Raw genomic sequence first — 24394 nt, 5'->3', positions numbered from 1 at the left:
CCATGTCAATTGACCTCAGCACCGGATACCTCGGACTCAAGCTCCGCTCACCCTTAGTGGCGTCATCCTCGCCATTCTGCAAGGACATCGGCAATATTCTCCGGCTGGAAGACTCAGGCGCTTCGGCCGTGGTGCTGCACTCGCTGTTTGAGGAGCAGATCCAGGTGGAGAGCGGCGAACTCGACCGCTTCCTCACGGAGACCTCCGATAGCTACGGCGAGGCCGTCAGCTACTTCCCGGAGATGACCTCCTACAATTTCGGACCGGAGCCGTACCTGAACCATCTGCGGAAGGCGAAGGAATCGGTGGACATCCCGGTGATCGGGAGCCTGAACGGCGTCTCGACGGGCGGGTGGATCCGGTACGCACAGATGATGGAACAGGCCGGGGCCGACGCCATCGAACTGAACATCTACTACCTGCCGACCGAGCTCGAAATGCCGTCCGGCAAAGTGGAAGAGATGTACTTCGACCTGGTGAGCCATGTGAAGGCCAGTGTGCGCATCCCTGTAGCCGTCAAGCTTGGACCGTTCTTCACGGCCTTCGCCCACCTGGCTACACGCCTGGATGCGGCGGGCGCCGACGGCCTGGTGCTGTTCAATCGCTTCTATCAACCGGACTTCGACCTGGAAGCCCTGGAAGTGGTTCCGAACCTGATGCTGAGCGATTCGCAGGAGTTACGCCTGCGTCTGCACTGGACCGCGCTGCTGTACAACCGGATCCGTCCGGACCTGGCGATCACGGGTGGCGTACACACGGCGGAAGATGCGGTGAAGGGTGTCATGGCCGGCGCACGCTGCACCATGATGACTTCGGCGCTGCTGCGTCACGGTATTCCGTACCTGGAGAAGGTGGAAGAAGACCTGCTCGACTGGATGGAAGAGCACGAGTATGAATCCATCGGCCAGATGAGAGGTTCGATGAGTTCCCAGTCGGTGGCCGAACCAGCGGCCTTCGAACGCGCGAACTACATGAAGGTGCTTTCCAGCTACGCGCTGAAACCCGCGACGCGCTAAGCGTGACGCGCCGCGGGTGCTAATCCATCACGAGGAGGGTAACCGTGTCGTTCCATATCGTGATGCGGCACAGAAATGCGCCGCAGGCACGTCAGAGTCATTGGTTGGATGACAACCGTCCGGAGTGGATCACCACCACTCCGGAGGTTGCCATGAGATGCAGGGCCATGGCGGAAAAGAGTCAGCCCATCCGGGTTCACCGGGCTGAATGGGGCACTCAAGGTCCAGTATTGTGTTGTGAGTGTGAAGTGGGTGCGATCCGGGAGATCGACGAGCATCAGTATCACGTGGAGTTCAAGAATCACCGCGTGCTGCAGATTCTGCCTCTAGTTCGTCCGGTGCGCGGCCAGGCCTGTTACGAAGTCTAGTTTTTTTAGCTGTCTGCTCTCTTTATATTGCCCCGGCGGTCTTTTCTGACTGCCGGGGTTTTTCGTTGGGTCTGACGGCTGACGGCCACGGGGCAAGGTACGATAGCTGAAATGTTTCCAGGCACGCTGGTTCGGGTGCTGACGTTCTTTCTGTTGCTGGCTGCAGCGCGTGGGCAGACACCGGTGCGCGGCCAGGTTCGCGATGCGCAGGGCGGCGAGCCGCTGGCGCGGGTGCAGTGCGCATTGCACTGCGGCGAACGCGTGGCGGTGCAGCGCTCCGGCACGGATGGGCGGTTTGAATTCGCGGAAGGCGCGGGGCTGGGCTGCTCAGTGACGCTCACCCTCGTAGGTTACCGGCCACTGCGGCTGGAGATCGACGGCACGGCGGAGTTAGACCTGGCGCTGACGCCCGACTCATTGGCGCGGCGTGACTCAGTGGATGTCCACGCGGGTCCCTTTGAGGTCACTCAATCGGCCAGCGCTTCCGAACGGACACTGACCGGCGCGGAGATGAAGAACCTGGCCGGCGTGCTGGTGGACGACCCGCTGCGCGCGGTGCAATCGCTGCCTGGGGTCGCGTCGTCGAACGACTTCATCGCCCAGTTCTCGGTGCGCGGCTCAGCCTTTGACCGGGTGGGGATCTTCCTGGATGGCGTGCTGCTGCACAGTCCGTTTCACACGGTGCAGAGCCAGGAGGAGACGGGCTCGCTGTCGATGCTGCAGGCGGACCTGGTGGAGGAGTTGACGCTGCATGCGGGGGCACCGCCGGTGGAGTATCAGGACCGGTCGGCTTCGGCGCTGGACATCCGGCTGCGCGAGGGCAGCAGGGAGGGACCGGCGGTCCGCATCAACGTGGGCGTGGCGAGCACGGCCGTGATCCTGGAAGGGCCGCTGGGCAGCGACCGGCGTGGGTCGTGGCTGGTGTCAGTGCGCCGCAGCTACCTGCAGTATCTGTTGCGCCGCACGTCGGCGGCGGATTCGCTGGCGTTCGGATTCTTTGACACGCAAGGCAAGCTCAGCTACGACCTGTCCCGCAGGAATGCGCTGACGCTGGGCTTCATGGATGGGCTATCGGATCTGGACCGCTCCCACGTGCGGGCGACATTGGGTGTGAACGCCATTATGGACGGCACGTATCACGTGTCGGCGCTGAACCTGGGTTGGCGGTACACCCCCAGTTCGGACCTGCAAGTGACGAATCGGCTGGCCTGGATCCGGGAACGTTCGGACAACCGGAACAACCTGGAACTGCCGCTGGCCGCACAAGGCTACGGCGAGTGGGTCTGGAATCCGGCCCTGGTTTGGAGCTGGAAGCCAAAGGCGCCGCTGCAGGCGGGCGGATCGTTCCGCAGGCTGCATGACGACGGCTTCTCAGCTCGCTACAACTTCAACCCGCTGGCGGTGCGGCGCCGGGACAACTGGCGCGGAACGGGGCTTCGAGCGGGCGGGTTCGTCCAACAGGACTGGATCGCGGGACCACTGACACTGACGGCCGGGGTGCGGGTCGATGGCTACTCGGAGGCGGGGCCGACGGCACTCTCGCCGCATGGGTCCGCACTATTGCGGGTGGGTCCCGCCACGCGGCTGCAACTCGCCTGGAGCCAGGCGGTGCAGTATCCGGCACTGCTGCCCTTGCGCATCGAGAATATGGGCAACCGGTTTCTGCTGCCGGAACGGGCCAACCACACGGTGGCCGCGGTGGAGCAGGCGCTGGGCGAGCGCACACGGTTGCGGGCCGAGTTCTTCTACCGCGCGGACCGCGACCTGATCACCCAGCCGCTGCTGGATCCGCGGGTGCTGCCGGACGGGCAGATCTTCATTCCTCCCGCGAGCCCGCAGTATCTGAACTCAGAGCGAGGCACGGCGCGCGGCTTTGAGGTGTTCCTGCAGCGCCGCACGGCGAACCGACTGTCGGGCTGGGTCTCGTATGGGTATGTGAAGACGGCGATGCGGGACGGTGTCACGGGTGCGAGCTACCCGGCCGACTATGAGCAGCGCCACACGATGAACGCCTACTCGAGTTACCGGCTGCGGCCCAGCCTGAACCTGAGCGCGCGGTACTCGTATGGCAGCAACTTCCCGGTACCGGGCTTCTTCCGTCAGACCGATCCTGCCACCTATGTGCTGAACAGCGTCAGGAACGCGGTGCGGCTGCCTGAGTATCACCGGGCGGATCTGCGGATCAACAAGTCGTTCCAATGGAGGTCGTGGCGCAGCGTCCTGTTCGTGGAAGTGGCGAATCTCACCAACCACGAGAACGTGACGTTCGACTCCTTCAATGGATTCAACAGCCGGACGGGCCAGGCGTCGCCCACGTTCCTGAAGCTCTTTCCAATTGTGCCGGCGGCGGGGCTGATGCTGGAGTGGGATGCGCGGCTGCGGCGCAAATAGAGTTCAGCTTCGAACCAGGCTTTGGCGAACGGCGCGGGACAGGGTATCCAGATCGAAGGGCTTCTCGAGAGTGACGCTGCCCTGATCCTGCAGGCCGCGGAGCTCCAGATCTTCCGAAGAGTAGCCGGTGACGAACATGATGCGCAGGCCAGGCTCGATGGCGCGGAGGCGGCGGGCGGCCTCGGGGCCGTTGATGCCGGGCATGATGACATCGCTGATGACCAGGTCGACCGAACCGGGCGCGGAGGCTAAGGCCTGTAGCGCGTCATCGCAATCGCGCGCCTGCAGCACGCGGTAGCCGCGCTGGCGCAGCATGCCGGCGAGCAAGTCCCGTACGCTCTCGTCGTCCTCAATGAGCAGAAGAGTCTCCGAGCCGTAGAGCGACTGGTTTTCGCCGGGCGGCGGAGGCGGGGGCGCTTCACTGGCCGCAGGCAGGTAGACCCGGAAGGTGGCCCCGGCGCCGGGCTGGCTTTCCACCTGGACTGTGCCCTGGCTCTGCTTGACGATGCCATAGACCATGGACAAGCCGAGCCCGGTGCCGCGGCCCACCTCCTTGGTGGTGAAGAAGGGTTCGAAGACGCGGCGCTGCGTCTCTTCGTCCATGCCTTCGCCGGTATCGGAGATGGTCAACAGGACGTAGTCGCCGTCCTGCAGACCAAGGCGCTCACGGTCGGCCTGTGTCGAGACTTGGACGTGATCGGTGGCGAGCGCGATGTGCCCCCCATGGGCATGGCATCGCGGGCATTCACCGCCATGTTGATGATCACCTGCTCCACCTGGCTGGGGTCGGCCACAACGGGCTTCAGATTGGGATCGAGTTGGGCGGATAGAGTGATGTGGGCGCCGATGAGGCGCCGGAGCATGGACTCCAGGCCGCCAATGATCGAATTGAGATTGACGATTTCCGGCTTGAGGATCTGGCGGCGGCTGAAGGCGAGCAACTGGCGGGTGAGGGCGGCCGCGCGTTCACCGGCCTTGCGGATCTCCTCGGCAGCCACACCCGCATCGGCCTGCCGCATCTGGACCAGCTCAGCGTAGCCGTTGATGACGGTCAGCAGGTTGTTGAAATCGTGAGCGATGCCGCCGGCGAGCTGGCCAACGGCTTCCATCTTGGCCGCCTGGCGGAGCTGCTCCTCCAACCTGCGCCGTTCAGTGATTTCCATGGCCACGCCGCCCACCCTGCGGGTTTCGCCGCCGTCCAGGAGGACCGGGAACTTCTTGACCATCCACTCGGTGGGTTTGCCACTTAATGTGAGTACGAAGTTGCGTTCCCTGACACGGCCGTCCTCGAGTGTGGCCTTGTCGTCACGCTGGAAGGCCAGGGCCGTCTCGGCCGGGAAGAGGTCGGAAGCGCGAGCGCCTTCCAAAGTGCTATCCGGAGAAAAACTTCGTTTCCAAAACTCGTTGGCGAAGATGTACGTGCCGTCGCCGCACTTTAAGAAGACCCCGACGGGCAGGTGATCCATGAAGGCGGCGAAGAGCCGCTCAGACTTCTCCAGCGCCTGCCGCGACCGCTCCATACTGGCGAAAGTGCGCCGCAGCAGTACGTAGAGCAGCAGGCTGGTCACGAGGACGAAGAACAGGCCTTTGTAAACACTGATCCTGAGCCAGAGGTCTTTTCCGGGGAAGAGGTAGACAGCCGCCTCATCTGAAGTAAGAATCCAGAGGCCGGCGACCAGAAGGTAGATGATAACGATGCGGAGCGCGTTCCAGTTCACGGACAAACCAGAGCGCGCTCCGCTTTTCATACAGAGCTCCTGCCGGTGCTTTTACAAGGCAAGAATCACGACCGCCATGATGGCCGATGCAATTGGCAGCAGCAACAGGGCCTTCTTGAGCTTCTTTGGATCGTCGCCGGCCATGCCGCCAATGACGGGGGAGCTGATAACCAGGCCCAACCAGCCAGCGGTGGAAGCGAGGCCGGTGGCCGTGGAGTCGAGGCCCTGAGCCTTGAAGGCGCCGCCCACGAGGCCGAGTGCCGTTGGGAACACCGGAGCCATGGCGAGGCCGCCGAGGAAGACGAAGATCCAGGCGGTTCTCGGATTGCCGGTCTGGAGCATCAGGTAAGTGGTGATCGCCATGGCGATGCCGGCGCCGAAGAGGACCATCTTCGGAGTCACGCTGGCCAGGACGGGTACGACGGCGATGCGGCCCAGCAGCAGGCCGAGAGCAAAGCCGAGTGAGAGGATGGTGAGCGCCTTGGACTCCGGCACGCCCTGGGCGATGAGGTGGCGCGCCAGCCAGTTCCACACGCCCACTTCGCAGGCCACATAGAGGAACAGGGCCAACGAGAGCAGCAGGAGAACGGGGCTGCTGATCAGGATCGAAACCTGGTCAGCCTGGAACGCGACTTTGCCACTGGGCGGGCTCATCGCGGTCATGCCGTTGACGGCGAGGGCGATGACGGCGATGGAGGCAGCGAAGATCAGCAGGCGGTTGGCATTGTTCTGGAACAGCCGGGCCGCCACGAGCGGAGTGATGAGGCCGCCGAGACCAAAGAACAGGTTGACCGCATTGAAGACGGCCGCGCCCTGCAACCACGGGACGCTGATGTCGCCGGCGAGAGCGAAGGCCGCTGTTACCAGCGCGCCGCCGCCAGTGCCGAGCAGCAGCATCAGACCGGCCACTGAGCCATAGCCACTGGCCGAACGCAGGCCGACGAGGGCCACGGTGATGATGGTCAGCGCGAGCAGCATGCCCAACTTCTTGCCTTCCAGGTCCATCAGGGGCCCGGCGCAGAAGGAGCCGATCATCAATCCGATCGCCTGGGCCATTCCGATGTTGCCATTCTGTTTAGGGGACAGCCCAAACTTCTTGGACAACTCGGGCAGGATGGTGCCCAGCATGGCGGCGATCATGCCATAGGTGAGGATGCCTAGGATGTCAGCGATAAGTAACATAGCTTCAAGATGCTATCATTTTTTGCCATCTACTTGACCAGCATCTCAGTGAGCACACGTCCAGCAGAGCCACTGGGCGTTTCCACTTCGAGCATGGTGGTCAGGGTCGGCGCGATGTCGTTCACGCAGGCGCGGCCGTTGTACTTCCCGGCCTTCACGCCAGGGCCCATGAAGATGACGGGCACGTGGGTATCGTAGTTCCAGGGCGTGCCGTGTGAGGTCCCGCTCTTCTCGAAGAGCCAGTAGGGTTCGGGCACGATCACGAGATCCGAAGCGCGCTGGTAGAAGAAGCCGTTCTGGGCACGCTGGCCCACCATGTCGTTCTGGGACAGGCCGCGGCGCAACTCCTCGCGCGTGAAGACGCGCGCGATGTGAGGCAGGTTGCGGACCGCCTGCGCGGCGACCTGCTCCACTTCCTCCGGATCCAGCTTGCTGTCTGCGATGAGTTTGTGGTCGAGGTAAGGGCTGGGACCGCTCTTGCCGAGAACCCACTTCGCCTCACCGTACTTGGCGTTCAGCGCGGCAGTCACGGCATCGAGCACGACGCTCTCCGGGATGCGGCCACCGGGCATCTTGCGGGTAGCCATCAGTTCCGGCAGCGGCGACACGCCGTGATCGGCACTGAGGACGAAGACCACATTCGACAGGCCGATGCGTTTGTCGACGAAGGTGAAGAACTTGTCGAGGACCTTGTCGGTGTGGAGCGTGATCTCCTTGGCCTCGGGCGAGTCAGGACCCTTGGCGTGGCCGACCGTATCGTTCGCCGAGAAGCTCATGGCGAGCAGATCCGTGCCTTCGTTGCGGCCGAGGTTTTCGCCCTCGATCGCGGTTTCGGCGAAGATCTCGACGACGTCGTTGCCGAGCTTCGACTCGGACATCTTGTCGTAGCCGAGCGAGCCTTTCCACTGGTCGATCACCTTCTTGTCATTGAAGGTTTTCACCCAGGCAGGCAGTTCCTTGAAGTACCAGGTGGAGCTGACGAAATTACCGCTGGGCTTATCGAACCAGTAAGCGCCGTCGGCCATGTGCCCGCCCGGCATGATGGCGCTGCGATCCTTGATGGACAGACTCACCACTTTGGAGGCGCCCTTGCCGCTCATCTTCAATTCGTCGCCGACCGTGGAGACGAGCAGGCGGTGGGGCGAGGCGCCGCGCTTGGCGGGGGCGCCCAACTGCTGGACACTCTCATCGGAGACACTCGTCACCTGCTGGCCCGTCTTGCGGTCGTACCACTCGTTGCCGACGATCCCGCTGGACGCCGGCATCGCACCGGTCAACACAATAGAGTGCCCCACGGCGGTGACGGTGGGCATGTGGTCGTAGTAGGCGTTCGTGAAGACCGCCCCATGGTCCAGCAGGCGCCTGAATCCACCCGTGAACTGTGACCCGAACTTGGTGAGGTAGTCATACCGGAACTGGTCGACCACGATCATCACTACGAGCTTCGGTTTCTTTACCGGCGCCGCGGCCGGACGTGTCTGGGCCCAGCCCAGGAGGGAAGCGGCGCCCAGCGCCGCCAGGAAGAGTGTTCTTTTCATCGATCTCTACTCGATCACCGCGCCGGTGCCCTGAATCTGGTAAATGGTCACCGGTCCTTTGACGCTGGCCGGATCGAACTTCTTTTTGTTCTCTTCGGCTTCGTGCTTGGCCTGTGCAATAGCCTGGTCCTTGGTCATCTCGATCTTGGCGAGCTTCCCTTCGGCGACCGCCATCTTTCCGACGGAGTCCTTCGGGAACACAATCTCGCCGTCCTTGACCTTGATCTTCACGGCCGCCTTGGTGGCGGGATCCACCAATTGCATCCAGCAGCCCATCGCCTGGCAGACCTCGGAGATCTTGCCTTTCACCTGCACGGTCTTGCCCAGGAAATCGGCCGGTTTCGCGTTGATGTCGGCAATGGCGGTTTGCGTGGTCAGGGTCAGGGGCTTGCCGAGCTTCGAGTCAGCCGCAAAGCAGAGCGAGGCGGCGATGAGGAGAGATAAGAGGTACTTCATGTGTCCTATTGTCCCAAGTCGTGACAAAAATTACAGGTCCGGCGGAGCAGAGCGCCGCAGGTGCCGGGCTCGATTACAGGAAGGCCCGGATGAGACGGCGCTGGGCGTCCTTGATCTGGCCGTTGGCGGAGTCAAGTTGGGCGATCTTCTCTTCCAGATTCCGCAGCAGGCGCGCACGCTCAATGGCTCCGTTGATCACAAGCAGGAGTTGGGAATTATCCCAGGGCTTCTCCAGATACTGATACAGGCCGACCTCGTTGATCGCCTGGATGGCACTCTGTTTGTCCGCATGACCGGTGAGGAGAATGCGGCCCGCTTCGGGCTGATGCTCCTTGGCTGCGCGCAGCAACTCCAATCCATTCATGTGCGGCATCATGTAGTCGCTCACCACTACATCGACAGGGGTGGTCTTGAGACGCTCGGACGCCTGTACGGGGTTACTGAAGGCCTCGACGTCGTAGTCGGTCTCCAGACTCAGAAATGCCCGCACGCTCGTGAGCACCATCTCCTCGTCGTCTACCAGCAATACCTTCGGCTGTTGACCGTTCTCCAAACGCTACCTCCCCGGAATCCTGACGAAAAACGTTGTACCTTTGCCCACTTCGCTCTCAAACCAGATGCGGCCGTGATGGTCTTCCTCCACGATGCGCTTCGACAATGCGAGCCCTAACCCCGAGCCGATGCCCATGGGCTTCGTCGTGAAGCCGGCCTCAAAAATGCGCGCCCGATTCTCCGGCGGGATGCCTTTGCCGGTATCGGTGATGGAGGCCTCGACCATGCCGTCCTCGGCGAGGCGGGTCCTGACGATGATGCTGCCAGAGACCTCGATGGCCTGCGCCGCGTTCAGCAGAAGGTTGAGGAACACCTGGCCCAATTGCTGCGGCCGGCACTCCACCTGGGGAATGTCACCGAGTTGCATGTCCAGCCGCAGGCACCGCTTGTACTGGCAGTCGATGAGCTTGGCGGTGTCGCGCATCAGGTCGTTGAGGGAGACCAGCCGGACTTCCACATCGGTCGCGCGCGAAAACGTCTTGAGACTGCGGACCACGGCGGAGATCCGCTCACAGGCGATCTTATCCACCGCGGCAAGGCTGCGCAGCGTGTCGACCAGGTCAATCGCCTTTTTCGGCGGCGGCTGGTTGCCCGCGGATGCCGTGACGAGCGCATCCTTGAGCTTGTCGAGAGCTTTCAGCACGACCTCGTTGTTGGAAATGATGGAGCCGATCGGATTATTGATCTCGTGAACGACCCCGGCCACCAGTTGGCCGAGCGCCGCCAGCCGCTCCCGTTCCTCAGTCGTGGCGTCGATTTCCTGCATCACTGTTTCACCTCCCCGCTGAGCAGGGCGCGGAAACGCTTGACCAGCGTCGACAGGATCGCGGAAGCGATCTCCATGTTGTCCGACAGCAGGTCAAAGAAATCGTCTCGCGAGATTCTCAGCAGAACCGTGTCTTCCAGTGCCCTCGCCGTCACCGGTAACGGCGAATTGTCCAAAAGCGCCCAACTCCCCAGCACTTCGTTCTGGTGAACCACTTCCAACTGCTCGCCATCCTGCAGCAGGGCGACGCTGCCGTCCAGGATGATGTACATCGCATCGAGCGGGCTTTGCGGAGTGAGGATGTCGCGTCCGGGCTGGGCGGAATCCTGCGTGGCGATGGCGGCGACTCGGGACAACTGGTCCGGCGTCAACCCTTTCATCAGGTCCACGCCTTCCAATGCGATCACGCGCTCGACGATGTTCAATTGGCGCATCGTTTCCGGCCTCCCCAAGACACCCGAGTTCAGACCCAGATCACGAGCCGCGGCCAAGGCACAGCCCATCAGCCACGGATCCCCTTCATCTATCATCCGCCCCAACGCGTCGCCGGCGGTAGGCCGGTCGATCCCGAACAGCAGCAGGGCCTGGTCGTCGGTGCCATCCTCGTCGAGCAAGGGCAGCACCAGGCGCTTCAACTCGTGATCGAGGATGTTGTCCAGAAAGTCGATGGCGTTGGACAGCTCTTCCTGCTTATTCCGCTGGTAGGCCCGGAACGCGGCATCGATATCCTTGGGCGGATAGCGCAGGCCCAACAGCCGGAACAGCCGCTCCACGGTGCGGCCCATTCGCTCTTCCAGGGTGCGCATCAGCAACGCGAGGGCCGGCGCTTTGCGTCCGCTTTGACGCAGTGCTCCCAGCGCGGCGTGCATGGCGTAGTAGCTGCGCGCCTCCAGTTGGATCTGCTCTTCCACCGGCTGTCCGCCAAACCGCAATTGCGGTGAGCGGTCGCGCAGCGTGGTCAACGCGCGGACCACTCCGCTGCGCACCACCAGATCCTCCACACTGAGCAGGCCCATCAGGGAATCCAATGCCGCTTGTGTCTGGGTCCGCGTCAGGACGCGCAAGGCGCGCAGACGTAACCGGGATAGGGCTGCCTCATCGGCAACAATCGGCGCGAGCACCGGGGCGACATCCTCACCCAGGCCCACCAGCGTGTCGGCCGCCGCGCCACGAACGCGGCTGTCGCCGTCGGCCAACATCCGCGGCAGTTCCGCCAAGGCGTACTTGGGATGGGCTCGCAGGGCGAGGGCGCCCAGCCGGCGCCGGGCCGGATCGGAGGATTCCAGCGCGCTTTTGACCCACGAGAGCGGGGTGCTGGTGGACGATTCCACCGCCGCCTCCACCAGCTTCGGATCCTTGGAATCCAACATGCGGACTAACAGCTCGTCCTCGCGGCCGTTGACGCTGCAGGCGTAACGGACTGCGGATTTCAGGGCCACACTGCCGGGCTGTTCGATCTCCGCGCGGGCTTCGCTGAGCAGCGAATGCCAGCCTCGAAGCGCCGCGATTTCGAAGATCTTGGCGCGGACTTCGCTCGGCGCCTGGTGGACCATGCGCACGGCGAAGGGCTCCAAGGGATAGTCCGGCACCTCGTCCAGCATCGCAAGCGCGTAGACCGCCTGCCGGGGGCTTTGCTTGCGGGCCGTCTCTTCCAGCAGCCGCAACAGGCCGGCATCCTGGTAAGGGATGCGCATGCTTTCCAGATCGAGACGGCGTGATTCCAGACGGCCGCGCACCGTGGCGATGTATTCGCGGCGGGCGTAGAGCGACAGAGCGACCCACACGCAGCAGAGCACGAGCACGGCGACCGTGACGGCCGTCAGGCTGTCCGTAAAGAGTGCGCCCAGCCCAAGGATCACCAGGGCGCCCAGGCCGCGGGCCATGCGATCCACAAAGACGTCGACGAAGGCCTTGGTCCGCTGCTTGAGATCATCCGGCAGGGGCAGGTATAGCAGTTCCATGCCCGTGCGATTCAGGGAATAGCGGGTAGAGGCCTCGATCAGCCGGGCGGCGCCGGCGGCCCAGACGCCGGGAGAGAACAGCATCGCTCCAGAGGCGCAGCCGATGCCGATGGGCATGGCCAGCAGGGTTCCGCCCACGCCAAAGCGATTGACGATCCACGAGGTGAGGAAGATCTGCAGGAAGAAGGTGGCGAGATTCAGGTACAGGCCGTAGAAGCCGCCCAGAAAAGCGGTCAACTGGTCACCGCTGCGGCCGCGCACGGCCATGGAATTGAACTGGAATTCGACCAGCGTATCCACGACGTAAGTGACAGTGAGGATCGCGACGATCACCTGCAGGTGGCGGCGTTGCAGGACAGCCTGGCCGATGTCCCGGACCGAAAACTCGATTTCCTCCCGCGAGGCGCCGCGTGCTCTCTCGAGATTGACACCGGGCTGCAACAACAGCAGCCGGTAGAATACGTAAGCCAGCACAACAAAGGCCGCACTTACCATCAAAAGATTCCGTGTTCCGACCGCCGCGGCGAATTGCGCCGTCAGTGAACCGCCGATCGCCGCGCCCAACACGGCGCCCCCGGCGAGTATTCCGTAGACCCGCTTCGCCTCCCGCGCGTCGAAAACCTGGCTGGCGACCAGCCAACCTTGCGAAACCAGGACAAGGCTGAACAGGCTGACCCAGACGTTGAAGACGTAGTAGACCCAGCTCTGGCCGGTATCCAGCAGTTGCCAGAGTTCCAGCAGGCAGAGCACGACGAAAACGATGGAGGCATTGACAGCCGCGTTCAGAGACCACTTTACGGCGATACGGGAGTAGAAGTAGGCGAGAATTCCACCACTTACGGCCATAACCATGTAGAGATAGGGCAGATGGTCGGTGGTGAATCGCGTGAGGAAGAGCGCGCGGGACGATGGCTTGAGGATGTAGTACGCCAGCAGTACACACATCAGGTACAGGAACATCAGTGCGGTGCGTGCGTATTCACCTGGCCGCACATCGATCGCTCGGCTAAGTCGTGCCTGGAGGCGCTTCAGCAAGGTGCGGACCTCGTGAGAAAATGTGAGTTTAGCATAGGCTGCTCCGCCAGCCGATGGGACGAAACCCGGCGCACCCGCGCTAATGTATTCCTATGTGGCTTCGACGCTGGCAAGCCTATCTCTTTCCCGGTGCCGCCGAGGCCGATGACGGCTTCAGGCGGCAAATCCAGCGCCTGGGCGCTACTGGGCTGCAGGTGGCGGGCGGGGTCACCATCGGCACAACCCTGTTTCTCACTGTCGGCCGGTTCTTTGTCCAACCCGAACCGGAGACGCTGCGGCTACGCCTGATCGAAGCGGCCGTCATGTTCGCGCTTGGCTCGCTCAACTTCCTGTTCGCCTCCTGGCCGAATGCGGCCCGGCGGGCGCGCACCATTGCGGTTTGCAGCTCTCTTGTCACGGCATCCACGCTGATTCTATTCTCGTTGTTGATCACCGGAGTGGCGCCCAGCTATGAGGATTTCATCCCTAGTCTCGTCACGCTCGTCCTACTCGTCAGCGTAGCAGCCTATCCGCTACGGCCGGCCCAATCCTTTGCCATGGGTCTCGCCATGTGCGTGATCTACACGGTGGAGACCAGCTTCATTCATCGGACGCTCTACCTGGGCAGCGGGCCGCTGCGGACCAATCTGCTTTTCATCATGATGCTCTCAGTGCTGGCAGCCGGACTCTCGGGCCTGCTCTACCGGCAACGATATCTCAGCTATGTCTCCTATGAACGCAGCCTGCAGGCGGCGGAGGAGCTTCGCGAGGCCCAAACCCGCGCCGTCATGGCGGAGCAATCCATCACGATCGCCAAGATCGCGGCCGCGCTCAGCCACGAGATGAACAACCCGCTGGGGGCACTGAAAAGCTCCGTCGACACTCTGCTGCTACTGACGGCCCGCCAGGCAACGGCGCCGCCGGAGGACCATTGCCGGCTGGTGAGGCTGCAGTCGGACCTGCGAAAGGCCGCACAGGAGTCCATCGACCGCCTCAGCCGGATTGTCAACCGCATGCAGCGGTTCTCAAACCTTGACCAGGCGGAGGTCCAGGAAGTCGATCTGAATCAACTCGTGGAGGACGCCGTAGCCCTCACCCGCGCAAACCTGCCCAGCCGCATCACCATCGAGACCCAGTTTGCCGTACTGCCGAAACTGGCTTGCCGGCCGTCGCAGCTCAGTTCGGTTTTTCATGGCGTCATCACCCACGCGGTTCGAGCCCTGGGCGAGAGCAACGGCCTGATCCATGCCTCCAGCACAACGTCACCCGGCGGCGTCAATGTGATCATCGACCACGACGGCCTCCCCTTGCGGGATGACCAGATGACCTCCCTCTTTGACCCCGGTTTCCAGGTGACGGGCGACCGCATCGCCACCGGAAACTGGGGCATGTTCGGCTTCCGCCGCATGGTGAGGGAACACGGCGGAGACATCACGGTGGAAAGCCCCCTGCCCGAGAATGAGAAAAGGCAGGGAACGCGCTTCCGCATTCACCTGCCTCTTCATACCGGTCTGAGCGCTTAGTTCTTGTTCGGGCCGTTTTCTTTGGCCAGGCGCACCTTGGCGCCTTCCACTTTCTTCTGGATCTTGGCTACTTCGGTGGTGTCGACGTCGCTGGGGGCATTTGAGTGCCATTCGCGGAGCGCGAGTTCCCACTGGGCGAGCGCATCCTTCCACTTGTTCAGGCCGCTGTAGACGTCGCCAAGATGGTCGTGCACGGTTGGGTCGCGGCTGCCGCGTTCCAACGCTCCACGAAGCTGCGCCACGGCCTCATCCAGGCGGTTCATCCGGAAGTAGACCCAGCCCAGGCTATCCATGTAGGCACCATTGTTCGGCTCGAGGTCCACAGCCTTCTTGATCAGTTCCAGGGCTTCGGGCAGCCGCACGTTGCGATCGGCCAGCATGTAACCCAGGTAGTTCAGGGCGGCAGCGCTTTCCGGATTCACCTTCAGCGACTTGCGGAACTCCTCTTCCGCCAGGTCGAACTTCTTCTGCCGTTCGTACATCGCGCCACGCAGGAAGTGAACGTTCTCCTTCTCGTCGTCGGTTGTGGAGAGCTTCTCGGCCGTGTCGATCGCTTTGGCCATCTCCGAATAGTTCTTCGACTTTTCGTAGACCTGGGAGAGGGACAGCCACGTTTCACGGTCCGACTTGCCGTCCATCAGCGACTTCAAGGTGGCTTCAGCCTCCTTGAAATGCCCCAAGTCCGTCTGCAGGCTGGAGACCACGGACTTGATCAGACGGTCGTTGGGATACTTCTGCGAAGCCAGTTTGGCCTCTTTTTCGGCTGAGGCAAAGTCTTTGCCGGCGCGGTAGGCATCGATAATCTGCGCCTGGGCCCGGGAGGCGGATTCCGGCTCCAGTTCGGCGATCTCACGGAAGGTCGCCACGGCATTGGGCGTCTGCTCGGTGATGCGGTAAAGCAGGCCGAGTTTCTCGAGGAGAATGACGCGGTTGCCGCGCTCGCCGACGGAATCGGTCTTCTTCGGCATCGCATCGAGAATCTCTTTGAGGCGGGCGATCGCCTCCGGCGTCTTGCCCTGCGCCTCCAACAGGCTTACCTCGTTGTATTGGATCTCCAGATTGTTGGGATCCAGCTTCTTGGCCTTCTGGGAGTACTCGTCGGCCTTGGCGAAATCGCGCTTCTGGCGGTAGATCTGCGACAGGCGCAGCACGGAAAGCAGGTCGCTGGAGTCTTCCTTGGAGAGGTCCTCGAAGACGCCTTTGGCCGTGTCGTAATCCTCGCCTTTGAACAAAGCCTCGCCGTAGGCGCGCCGCAGGTCGGGGTTTTCCTTATTCATGTCGACGGCACGACGATAGGTTTCGGCAGCGAGCTTATAGTCCTTCAACTGCTCATAGGCCGCGGCAAGCGCCGTCAGCGTGCGCAGGCTCGGATTCTTGTCGGCCACTTTCCGCAGCACCTGGCTGGCGCTGACAGTGTCGCCGAGATCCGAATAGACCATCGCCAGGCCAGTGAGCGCGTCTTCGTTCTCGGCATCGATGGCCAGCGCCTTCTTATAGGCTTTCTCGGAAGCCGAAGAATTCTGCGCCAACTTGTGGAGCCGGCCCAGCATCAGCCAGTTGTCGACATCCCTGGGTGCTTTTTCGCCGATCTTCTCATACTGCTCGATGGCGGCCTTCATCATTTCTTCGTTCGGCCGGGTCTGCTGACCTTCGCGGATGCGCGCCGTGTAGAGGCGCGCCAGAATGCGGCGGGCGTTCACGTCCTCAGGATTCTTCTTGACGAAGTCCTCGAATTCGGTCACGGCCGTTCGGATCTGGCCCGACTGCAGATAGAGGTCCGAGAGATCCTGCGCCAGGCTAGCCGTTTCCGGGTCCTCGCGCATCGCCAGCTTATAGTTATCGATCGCCTTGCTAACGTATTCGCCGCGTCCGCCGTATTGGGCGGCCAACTCAGCATAGAGATGGCCCAGTGCCGCGTGATAGTAAGCCGACGCTTTCGGATTCTTGGGCGCGGTTGCCTGTGGCTGCGCCGATACAACAGATACAGCGGCCAGCAACACCCCTGCCAGCCTCGCCACGCGTGGGTAGTTCATTCCGTGCCTCTCCATGAAAAGTGCCACTCTTCCCGACCGGTCCATGTGCCGACACCGCCAGCGGCGATATATTTCATTCTCAACTATATCCGATGTGACACTATATCCGATGCCTCATAGGTCCGGCTGGTTGCGCTGGGTTTGCCGGAGCGGCCGTCTGTCCTTAGATTGGTTCAGCTTGGCCGTCACCATAGAATAAGGACGTGGACTCTCCTCTTGTGGTAGTTGCCGGGCCTACCGGCTCCGGCAAAAGCCACCTGGCCTTGGCCCTCGCAGGGCGATTCGATGGCGAAATCGTCAACTGCGATTCACTGCAGGTCTATCGCGGCCTCGACATCGGCACAGCCAAGACACCCGCCGCCGAACGGGACAGCGTTCCCCACCATCTGCTCGACTTCCTGGAGCCCTGGGCCGTCTTCAACGCCGGCGACTATGTAAAGCTTGCGAAGCCGGTGCTGGCCGGCATCGCGGCGCGCGGCCGGTTGCCAATACTGGCGGGAGGGACCGGTTTCTACATCCGCGCTCTGCTCGACGGGCTGAACGAAGGGCCTTCCCGGGACAACACCCTGCGGGAACGATTATTGACCCGAAAGGGCAGTTTGCACCGGATCCTGACCCGGCTCGACCCAGCCAGCGCCCAACGGATCCACCCGAACGACAGTAACAAGACCCTGCGAGCGCTGGAGATTTGCTTGCTCGCCCGGCGCCCCGCGTCCCAGGTCTTCCAATCGGAGCGCCAGAAGCTAGAGGGATTCCGGGTCCTGAAGATAGGTCTGAACCCGCCCCGGCAGGCTTTGCACGAGCGGATTGCCGCGCGCTCACGAGGGATGTTCGATGGGGGCCTGGCGGAGGAGGTCCGTCATCTGCTCGGCGCAGGCGTCCCCGCGGATGCCAAAGCGTTCGAGTCCATTGGATATAAGGAGTGCCTGCAGTACCTGAAGGGGGCACTCACGCTGGAGCAGGCAGTGGAACTTACCACGATTGCCACCCGGCAGTATGCCAAGCGGCAGCTCACGTGGTTCCGGCGGGAATCTGACATGCGGTGGTTGGATTGTTTCGGGGATGATCCGGCGGCTTTCGAGAGCTCATGCGCCTGGATTAGAGAGTTTACATGTACCCCGAAGTAAAGGTCGGAACAAAAGCGGACCTCGAACGTATTAGCTAGTGTGAGCAGGAGAAATGGCGCTGACGGTCTGCGAAGCTCAAAACTAATAGGTTTAGGTTACACCACCTAAAAGTTGGGAATTTTTTCGCGGAGTGTTGCCATAAGCCCTGCATATGAGACTATAATTCAGTCAGGAGAGTCCACGATGACTAAGACCGTGAAGTTTTTCGCTCTGTTTCTTACTATCGCGCTGGTATGTGCCAGTGCCGCCACCTATCAGGTGACCCTGTTCCAGCCCTCCACCGTTGCCGGTAAGGAATTGAAGGCAGGCGACTACAAGTTGACCGTCGACAACGACAAGGCCACCATCGCCAAGGGCAAGGACAAGGTTGAAGCGACCGTGAAGGTTGAGACCTCCGATACGAAGTACTCGGCCACCTCAGTCCGCTACACCGACGATAATGGCAAGATGAAGGTTCAGGAGATCCGCCTGGGTGGTACGACTACCCGGCTGGTTTTCAACTAAGCCTCGTCTGATCAGTAGAATAGACGGAATTCGTTGCTAGAAGTCAAGCATTGAAAACGATGGTGCGGCCGCCCCGAGTCCAGTTTCGACCGGGGCGGCCGTTGCCGTCTTAGCAGTCCCCCTCTGGTATACTTCCCTCGTGTTTCGCTGGTTCGGTCTCCCGCTGCTCGCCGCACTGCTGGCGCCTTCACTTCCAGCAGAAACAATTCTAATACTCCCGTTTTTCAACGTAAGCAAATCGAAAAGTGTCGACTGGATTGGCGATAGTATTTCCGAAACTATCCTAGAAAGTCTAGCTTCGGAAGGCCTCGTTGTGGCGTCCGCTGAAGCACGCGACGAGATTTTGCGCCAAATGAGCGTCAGGCGGTACACACGGCTGACGACGGCCAGCGTCATGGAAATTGCGGTGAATACCGACGCGGGTGTGGTGGTGTACGGAGAGATTGACTTGGAACCCGCGGCTTCCGGCCCGGCCACCAGGGGGATGCTCAAGATCACGGCACACATCCTGGATGTCCGCCGCGTCCGGCGCCGTGGAACCTCAGAGGCGGCGGGACCGCTGGAAAACCTCTCCTCGCTGCAGACAGAGATCGCATGGTATGCGGTGAAGTCGCTCTCGCCCGGCGTGACGGTCAACGAAGAGGAGTTCCGGCGCAGCCGTCCACGCGTCCGCCTCGACGCACTCGAAAGCTACGTCCGCGGCCTGCTTACCACCGCAACCGACCAGAAACACAAGCTTTTTACGAATGCCGCGCGCCTGGAGCCGACGTACTCCCAGCCGTGCTTTCAATTGGGGCGGCTGAACTTCGCGTCGAAGAATTACCGGACCGCGGCCGAGTGGTTCCATAAGGTTTCCGCAACCGATCTGCATTACCGGGAAGCTCTCTTTTTTCTTGGACTTAGCCGCTACGACACAGGCGACTTCAAGGGCGCTGCAGACGTCCTCCGCAACCTCTCTGGAATGGTGCCCCTGCCCGAGGTTTGGAACAACCTGGGGGCAACTCTTCTCCGCATCAATGACCCTGACGCCGACCAGGCTTTCTTAAAAGCGGCCGAGATCGATCCGGCGGATCCCGACTATCACTTCAATGCGGGCTACGCCTTATGGCGGAAAGGCCGTTTTGACGATGCGGCCAACGCCTTTCGGGCTTCGCTGGAGCGTAAGCCGGAAGACGACACCGCCACGCTGCTGTTGGGCCGCAGCCTGAAGCAGCAGGGTCCGCGGCCTGGCGATCTGCGCACGGAAGCCCAGGAGCGGCTCAAGACCGAGTACAACGAGTCCGCCTGGCTCACTTTGAAGGCCATGCTGGCCCCGAAACAGCAGTAGAAACGGTTCACGCGGGCGGGCCGCAGATTCGGACCCGCGTACCTTGATCACATACAATAGTCAGGTGCTGCTGTTCCCGGACATCCTGCTGGCCCTAGTTCTGTTCGCAGATACGCCGACTGAGAAGCCGGCCGCCAAGCCGGCGGAGACTCCGGCGCCGGCCCGGACGCAGACCCGCCTCACGACGAACGCCCAGCGGAACGAGAACGTAGCCATCTGGTTCATCGACACCAATGCGGTGAAGGAAGCCAATATTCGCGTCGGCACCACCGCCACCGCGGTGGCGGAACCGCTGGCCGAAACGCACTACTTCGCCGCCGAACACGGCCGGCCCGCCTCGGAAGCCCTGATGCTGCGGCCGCTCTCCATTCCCTCCAGTTGGCATGGCGAAGGCTTCTGGTCGCACCAGAACAGCGTGGTCAACGCCCGTTCGTTCTTTCAAGTCGGAGCCGTCAAGCCGTCCCACCGGAACTCCTACGGAGGCCGCTTGACCGGGTTGCTGCCGCGGCTGGGCGCCCTGACCGGGACATTCTCCCAGGGCAGCATTCGCGGGATGGTGAACGGAAATGTACTGGTTCCCCTCGCGAATGAGCGCACGCCCCTGGCCACCGACCCGGCCGTGCGGGCCATCGTGCAGCGCTTTCTGGATGCGTACCCCAAGGAACTACCCAACCGGCTGGACTTCGATCCTCGCGCACTGAACACCAACTCTCCGCAGAGAATCAACAACATAGCCGGCTCCCTGCGCCTCGACACACCCATCAACGCCAAGAATAAGGTTCTGACAACCTACTCGATCGATCGCCAGAAGATCATCGCGTTTCAGTTGGTAGCGGGCCAGAACCCGGACACGGAAATCCACAATCACAAAGCCCGCGTCACGTGGCAGCGGTCGATCTCGGCCGCGACACAGTTGCAGATGGGCATCTCGTACAACCGGAACCGTTCGGCGCTCTACTCGGAACCGAATGCAGTGGGACCTCGGGTCCGCTTCGGCTACAGCGTCGAGGAACTGGGGCCGGACAGCTCGTTCCCCGTGAATCGCGCCACCAATACCTATAGATATGGTGCGGCGCTGCTGCACCAGGCAGGCAGGCACCAGGTCACGGCGGGAGCCGACCTTACCCGCTTCCAGCTCAACGGCATCGAAGCCAATAACATCCGCGGCCAGTTTCAGTTCGGCAACAATTTCGGGCGGAGTTCCATTGAGAACCTGCGGCTGGGGACGCCGAATATGTTTGAAGGGGCGGTCGGCGAGCTGTCGCGTGGCTACCGCAACTGGATGATGAACGGGTACGTCGCGGACAAGTGGAAACTGCACCCTCGGCTCCAGTTGTACTACGGTCTTCGCTACACAGCGGATACGCGTCCGTTGGAGGTGCAGCAGCGCGAGACAATCCCTTACCCCACCGACGCGAATAACTTCAGCCCCAGGGTGTCGCTTGCCTGGCAGGCGGGCAAGGGTTGGGTGGTCCGCGCGATGTACACCACAACTTTTGGACAGATCCTGCCGGTTACCTACCAGCAGATCCGCAATAATCCGCCGAGCATTCTGTACGTAATGGTGCCCGATCCCTATCTCGCCAATCCGCTGCGCGGCCTGGATCTGAACTCACCTACCGTACGATACTCGCCGACCTGGCTCTCTTCCGACCTCTCGACGCCTTACTCCCACCAGTACAACACCACCATCGAGCGCAAGGCCTTTGCCGGCTCCATGCTGCGGCTGAGCTATATCGGCAGCCGCACGATTAAACTGCTGAATACGTACACCCAAAACCGTGCCGAACCGATTGCCGGGATGGAGCTGACCACCGGCAACATCGATCAGCGGCGTCCGGATCCGCGCTATTACGATACGAAGAGGGTGGTGAACGGCGGCATCGCTTATTACGATGGCGGCCAGGTGGCTTGGGACCTCCCGCTGCGGAAAGGCCTCATTTTTTCAACGAACTACACATTCTCCAAGGCCATCGACGAGGGCAACGATTTCACGGCCACCGCAGCCAACAAGGATATATCGAACTTCCGCAGCCAGTATCAGTACGACACGCTGAAAGACCGCAAGGGGCTCTCGAACTTCGACTCGACGCATGCGTTCGCCATGAATTACGCCTGGGACATCCCGGCGTACCGCTCCTCCGCCCACTGGGTGCGGGCCGCGACCGCCAACTGGCAGGTTTCCGGCGCCAACATGTGGAAGAAGGGGACTCCGCTGACGCTCTTTGTCGGCAGCGACGGCCCGGGCTTCGGAAACGTGGATGGCGGCGGCGCGGACCGCCCCAACCTGCTGGATCCGACCATCCTGGGCGCTACCATCGGCCACCCGGACACGGCGCCTATCATCCTGAGCCGTAATAAGTTCGCTTACATCACACCCGGCCAGCACGCCGGCACGCTGGGGCGCGGAACGATGCGCAAATCCTCGATCTGGAATTGGAATGCTTCGGTCGCGCGGCAGTTCCGGTTCCCGAATGAACTGACCGCGCAGTTGCGCGCAGAGGCGTTCAACCTGTCCAACACGCCTCAATTCGACGAGCCGCAGCGGAACCTGTCGTCGCCGGCTTTCGGCAAGATTACGAATACCCTAAACGATGGGCGGGTTTTCCAGGTCGCCCTGCGGTTCGTTTTCTAGCGCACCCGCTAGAGTTGAACCAGTGAGGACCCTGCGGATTCCATGCGTTTCAACTGCCCGCAAGCGGCGAAGATATCCAAACCCCGGGGACGGCGAATGAAGCAGGGGAACGAGCGCTTCAGGATCTCCTGGAAGGCCGTAACTTTATCTGGATCAGGGGTTTCAAACGGGATGCCAGGGCCCGGATTGAGCGCGATCAGATTCACTTTGCAGTTCAGGTTGGACAGCAGGCGGACGACCCGGCGGGCATCGGCTTCGGAGTCGTTGACGTCCTTGAGCAACACGTACTCGAAGGTCAGTTTCTCCCAGGGACGTAGCGGGTAGGTCCGGCAGGCCGCAATCAACGCTTCGAGCGTGTGCTTGCGCGTGATCGGCATCAGGGCGGCACGCTGGTCCTGGTTCGAACCGTTGAGGGAAATGGCGAGCCGCGGCCGAATCTCGGCCTGCGCAAGCTCGGCCATTTTGGGAATGATGCCCGAAGTGGAGACGGTGATGCGCCGCGGAGCGATGTTCAACCCCCTGGGGTCGCAAAGCAGACGCGTGGCCTTCAGGACATTGGCCAGGTTGAGCAGCGGCTCCCCTTGGCCCATCATGACGATGTTGATGCGTTTCTGGTCGGACCAAAGGTGGTTATCCTGAGCCAGATGAAGGACTTGGCCGACGATCTCGCCGGCGGTCAGGTTGCGTTCCAGACCGATCAGCGCGGTGAGGCAGAACTTGCAATCCACGGGACAGCCGACCTGGGTAGAGATGCAGAGAGTGTCCCGATTCTCCTCAGGCATGAACACGGCCTCTACGCTTTTGCCATCCGGCAAGCTGAGGAGGTAGCGGCGGGTTCCGTCGGAGGACTGGTAGCGCGTCGCTTGGGTCAGGTGGCCAATGCTGCATTCGGCTTCCAGACGCTCGCGGACTTCCTTGGGCAGGGTGGATACCGCGCCGAGCGAGGCGACGCGTCCATGATAGATTGCTTCGTACAGTTGACGGGCGCGGAAGGCCGGCTGCCCGGGCAGCAGTGCCTGCAGGTCCGCCTTTTCCATGCCGAGTAGGGTTTGCATACCTCTACCTCAAGTATGTCAGCCAAAGTGCGCCAAAGGCGAGGCTGGCCACGGTGAGCGGCGCGCCGGCCCGGAAATAGTCCCAGAACGTAATGTGGACCTCCGACCGTGCGCGCTGCACCACAATGAGGTTCGCGACCGAGCCAAGCACGGTGAAATTACCGGCCAAAGTCGATGACATCGCGAGGGTCAGCCAGCCCAGTTCCGGATTCGGCAGCTTGGCCATCACCGGGCGGAAGACCAACACCGCCGGGACGTTACTGACGATGTTGGAGAGCAGTGCGGAAAAGGTGGTGAGCACCGCGGGCCGGTGCAGGCCGAAGCCTTGGGCGATCCGGAAGAGGTCCTCTTCCAGGGAGGTCTTTTCCACTCCTGAGACCACCACAAACAGGCCGGCGAACATGGCGAGCAGCGACCAATCGATGTCGTGATAGATCTTCTCAGGTTTCACCCGCCGTGTGACCAGCATGACCGCGCCGGCGACAATCGCCACCTGGGCGACCGGATAGCCGGCGAAGAAACAGCCCACCATGACGACGGATACCAGGATCGACTTCCACATCAGGCCGCTGTTGACGCGGACGCGCAATGCCTGCCCGACGTCGAAACGCTCGCGGGTGAATTCCTTCCGATAGAGGAGCAGCAGGACGAAGTAGGTCATTACGAGCGCACCGGCTGCGATGGGCGTCAGTGCCATGGCAAATGTCCGGTAGTGGATGCCGGAGAGCGAGCCGATCATCATGTTCTGCGGATTGCCGGTGATCGTCGCTGTGCTGCCGGCGTTGGAGGCCATGGCGACGGCCAGCAGATAGGGGATGGGATTGCGGCGCAGGGAGAGCGTCACTTCCAGCACCAGCGGGGTGAGCACCAGGCACATGGTGTCGTTGACAAAGAAGGCGGAGAAGACGCCGGAGACCGCGACAATCCCGGCCAGCAGCATACGCGGGCCGTGCGCATGCCTGACTACGGCAGCCGCCACCAGGCGAAAGAATCCGGAGAGGCGGAGGTTGGCCACAACGATCATCATCCCGAGGAGGAGCACTATGGTGGCCCAGTCAATGGCGTGAAGAGCCTCATCGAAAGTGAGGACTCCGGCCGCGACCATGAAACTGGCGCCAATGATGGTCGCGCCGGTGCGGTCCACCCGCAGGCCCGGGAATCGGCCGATGGCAAGTACCACGTAGGTGGCTATGAAAATGAGCAGTGCGGCCATGGATAGACTAGGTCC

18 protein-coding genes are annotated in these 24394 nt (G+C 62.0%); 7 read left to right on the top strand and 11 right to left on the bottom strand.

All coding sequences use genetic code 11. The features are described from left to right. Positions 1 to 8 precede the first annotated feature (8 nt). Both IRI77_RS26680 and IRI77_RS26675 read left to right on the top strand, forming a co-directional pair. A complete protein-coding gene (locus tag IRI77_RS26680; protein ID WP_194453800.1) occupies positions 9 to 1016 on the top strand; it encodes a dihydroorotate dehydrogenase-like protein in 1008 nt (335 codons plus the stop codon). Between the two features lie 479 nt (positions 1017 to 1495). After that, on the top strand, positions 1496 to 3775 hold the full coding sequence (locus IRI77_RS26675) for a TonB-dependent receptor plug domain-containing protein (protein WP_194448040.1): 2280 nt from the start codon (positions 1496 to 1498) through the stop codon (positions 3773 to 3775). A gap of 3 nt (positions 3776 to 3778) precedes the next feature. Here IRI77_RS26675 and IRI77_RS26670 read toward each other — a convergent pair whose 3' ends face one another. The 8 genes from IRI77_RS26670 to IRI77_RS26635 all read right to left on the bottom strand — a co-directional run bounded on the left by IRI77_RS26670 (position 3779) and on the right by IRI77_RS26635 (position 12983). Then, on the bottom strand, positions 3779 to 4429 hold the full coding sequence (locus IRI77_RS26670) for a response regulator (protein WP_267239403.1): 651 nt from the start codon (positions 4427 to 4429) through the stop codon (positions 3779 to 3781). Beyond that, positions 4402 to 5523, bottom strand: a complete 1122-nt coding sequence (locus IRI77_RS26665; protein WP_194448038.1) for a two-component system sensor histidine kinase NtrB — start codon at positions 5521 to 5523, stop codon at positions 4402 to 4404. The genes IRI77_RS26670 and IRI77_RS26665 overlap by 28 nt, the downstream gene beginning before the upstream one ends. A gap of 21 nt (positions 5524 to 5544) precedes the next feature. Next, positions 5545 to 6675 (bottom strand): MFS transporter, encoded by a 1131-nt coding sequence (locus IRI77_RS26660; RefSeq protein WP_194448037.1) that lies wholly within the window; start codon positions 6673 to 6675, stop codon positions 5545 to 5547. A gap of 29 nt (positions 6676 to 6704) precedes the next feature. Beyond that, positions 6705 to 8213, bottom strand: a complete 1509-nt coding sequence (locus IRI77_RS26655; RefSeq protein ID WP_194448036.1) for an alkaline phosphatase family protein — start codon at positions 8211 to 8213, stop codon at positions 6705 to 6707. A gap of 6 nt (positions 8214 to 8219) precedes the next feature. Beyond that, positions 8220 to 8669: a DUF4920 domain-containing protein gene (locus tag IRI77_RS26650; protein ID WP_194448035.1), complete on the bottom strand. Its 450-nt coding sequence runs from the start codon at positions 8667 to 8669 to the stop codon at positions 8220 to 8222. A 73-nt stretch (positions 8670 to 8742) separates the two neighbouring features. Continuing rightward, complete coding sequence (locus IRI77_RS26645) at positions 8743 to 9222, bottom strand: response regulator (protein WP_194448034.1); 480 nt, start codon at positions 9220 to 9222, stop codon at positions 8743 to 8745. A gap of 3 nt (positions 9223 to 9225) precedes the next feature. Beyond that, entirely contained in the window at positions 9226 to 9987 is a 762-nt protein-coding gene (locus IRI77_RS26640) for a sensor histidine kinase (protein ID WP_194448033.1), read from the bottom strand. After that, the gene (locus IRI77_RS26635; protein ID WP_194448032.1) at positions 9987 to 12983 is read right to left on the bottom strand and encodes an Npt1/Npt2 family nucleotide transporter; all 2997 of its coding nucleotides are present in this window, start codon (positions 12981 to 12983) and stop codon (positions 9987 to 9989) included. Before IRI77_RS26635 ends, IRI77_RS26640 begins: the two co-directional genes overlap by 1 nt. Positions 12984 to 13075: 92 nt before the next feature. Between IRI77_RS26635 and IRI77_RS26630 the strand changes: the two genes are divergently transcribed. Beyond that, entirely contained in the window at positions 13076 to 14485 is a 1410-nt protein-coding gene (locus IRI77_RS26630; protein WP_194448031.1) for a sensor histidine kinase, read from the top strand. Here IRI77_RS26630 and IRI77_RS26625 read toward each other — a convergent pair. Continuing rightward, complete coding sequence (locus tag IRI77_RS26625; protein ID WP_194448030.1) at positions 14482 to 16518, bottom strand: tetratricopeptide repeat protein; 2037 nt, start codon at positions 16516 to 16518, stop codon at positions 14482 to 14484. The two genes, IRI77_RS26630 and IRI77_RS26625, sit on opposite strands and share 4 nt — an antisense overlap. Before the next feature lie 203 nt (positions 16519 to 16721). Here IRI77_RS26625 and miaA point away from each other — a divergent pair, with 203 nt between their 5' ends. From miaA to IRI77_RS26605, 4 genes are all read left to right on the top strand, one after another. Further along, on the top strand, positions 16722 to 17645 hold the full coding sequence (gene miaA / locus IRI77_RS26620) for a tRNA (adenosine(37)-N6)-dimethylallyltransferase MiaA (RefSeq protein WP_194448029.1): 924 nt from the start codon (positions 16722 to 16724) through the stop codon (positions 17643 to 17645). 183 nt (positions 17646 to 17828) lie between these two features. After that, on the top strand, positions 17829 to 18149 hold the full coding sequence (locus IRI77_RS26615; protein ID WP_194448028.1) for a hypothetical protein: 321 nt from the start codon (positions 17829 to 17831) through the stop codon (positions 18147 to 18149). A gap of 352 nt (positions 18150 to 18501) precedes the next feature. Further along, entirely contained in the window at positions 18502 to 19476 is a 975-nt protein-coding gene (locus IRI77_RS26610; RefSeq protein ID WP_194448027.1) for a tetratricopeptide repeat protein, read from the top strand. Positions 19477 to 19519: 43 nt separating this feature from the next. Beyond that, positions 19520 to 22111 carry a TonB-dependent receptor domain-containing protein gene (locus IRI77_RS26605; protein ID WP_194448026.1) on the top strand — a complete coding sequence of 864 codons (2592 nt, stop codon included), beginning with the start codon at positions 19520 to 19522 and terminating at the stop codon, positions 22109 to 22111. Positions 22112 to 22119: 8 nt separating this feature from the next. Here IRI77_RS26605 and rlmN read toward each other — a convergent pair whose 3' ends face one another. Both rlmN and IRI77_RS26595 read right to left on the bottom strand, forming a co-directional pair. Further along, the gene (gene rlmN, locus IRI77_RS26600) at positions 22120 to 23166 is read right to left on the bottom strand and encodes a 23S rRNA (adenine(2503)-C(2))-methyltransferase RlmN (RefSeq protein ID WP_228486329.1); all 1047 of its coding nucleotides are present in this window, start codon (positions 23164 to 23166) and stop codon (positions 22120 to 22122) included. Between the two features lie 4 nt (positions 23167 to 23170). Then, a complete protein-coding gene (locus IRI77_RS26595; RefSeq protein ID WP_228486328.1) occupies positions 23171 to 24379 on the bottom strand; it encodes an ArsB/NhaD family transporter in 1209 nt (402 codons plus the stop codon). Between the last annotated feature and the right edge of the window lie 15 nt (positions 24380 to 24394).

Origin of the sequence: Paludibaculum fermentans (assembly GCF_015277775.1) — a bacterium.
Classification (GTDB): Bacteria; Acidobacteriota; Terriglobia; order Bryobacterales; family Bryobacteraceae; genus Paludibaculum; species Paludibaculum fermentans.
The sequence above is the reverse complement of the archived record's forward strand: the minus strand, read 5'-3'. Positions and strand labels throughout refer to the sequence as shown.

Excerpts from the sequence above, each read along its gene's own strand:
- IRI77_RS26660 (WP_194448037.1), bottom strand. The coding sequence starts at position 6,675 with ATGTTACTTATCGCTGACATCCTAGGCATCCTCACCTATGGCATGATC.
- rlmN (WP_228486329.1), bottom strand. The coding sequence starts at position 23,166 with ATGCAAACCCTACTCGGCATGGAAAAGGCGGACCTGCAGGCACTGCTG.
- IRI77_RS26665 (WP_194448038.1), bottom strand. The coding sequence starts at position 5,523 with ATGAAAAGCGGAGCGCGCTCTGGTTTGTCCGTGAACTGGAACGCGCTC.
- IRI77_RS26615 (WP_194448028.1), top strand. The coding sequence starts at position 17,829 with ATGACTAAGACCGTGAAGTTTTTCGCTCTGTTTCTTACTATCGCGCTG.
- IRI77_RS26675 (WP_194448040.1), top strand. The coding sequence starts at position 1,496 with ATGTTTCCAGGCACGCTGGTTCGGGTGCTGACGTTCTTTCTGTTGCTG.
- IRI77_RS26610 (WP_194448027.1), top strand. The coding sequence starts at position 18,502 with ATGAGCGTCAGGCGGTACACACGGCTGACGACGGCCAGCGTCATGGAA.
- IRI77_RS26630 (WP_194448031.1), top strand. The coding sequence starts at position 13,076 with ATGTGGCTTCGACGCTGGCAAGCCTATCTCTTTCCCGGTGCCGCCGAG.
- IRI77_RS26650 (WP_194448035.1), bottom strand. The coding sequence starts at position 8,669 with ATGAAGTACCTCTTATCTCTCCTCATCGCCGCCTCGCTCTGCTTTGCG.
- IRI77_RS26625 (WP_194448030.1), bottom strand. The coding sequence starts at position 16,518 with ATGAACTACCCACGCGTGGCGAGGCTGGCAGGGGTGTTGCTGGCCGCT.
- IRI77_RS26595 (WP_228486328.1), bottom strand. The coding sequence starts at position 24,379 with ATGGCCGCACTGCTCATTTTCATAGCCACCTACGTGGTACTTGCCATC.
- IRI77_RS26655 (WP_194448036.1), bottom strand. The coding sequence starts at position 8,213 with ATGAAAAGAACACTCTTCCTGGCGGCGCTGGGCGCCGCTTCCCTCCTG.
- IRI77_RS26640 (WP_194448033.1), bottom strand. The coding sequence starts at position 9,987 with ATGCAGGAAATCGACGCCACGACTGAGGAACGGGAGCGGCTGGCGGCG.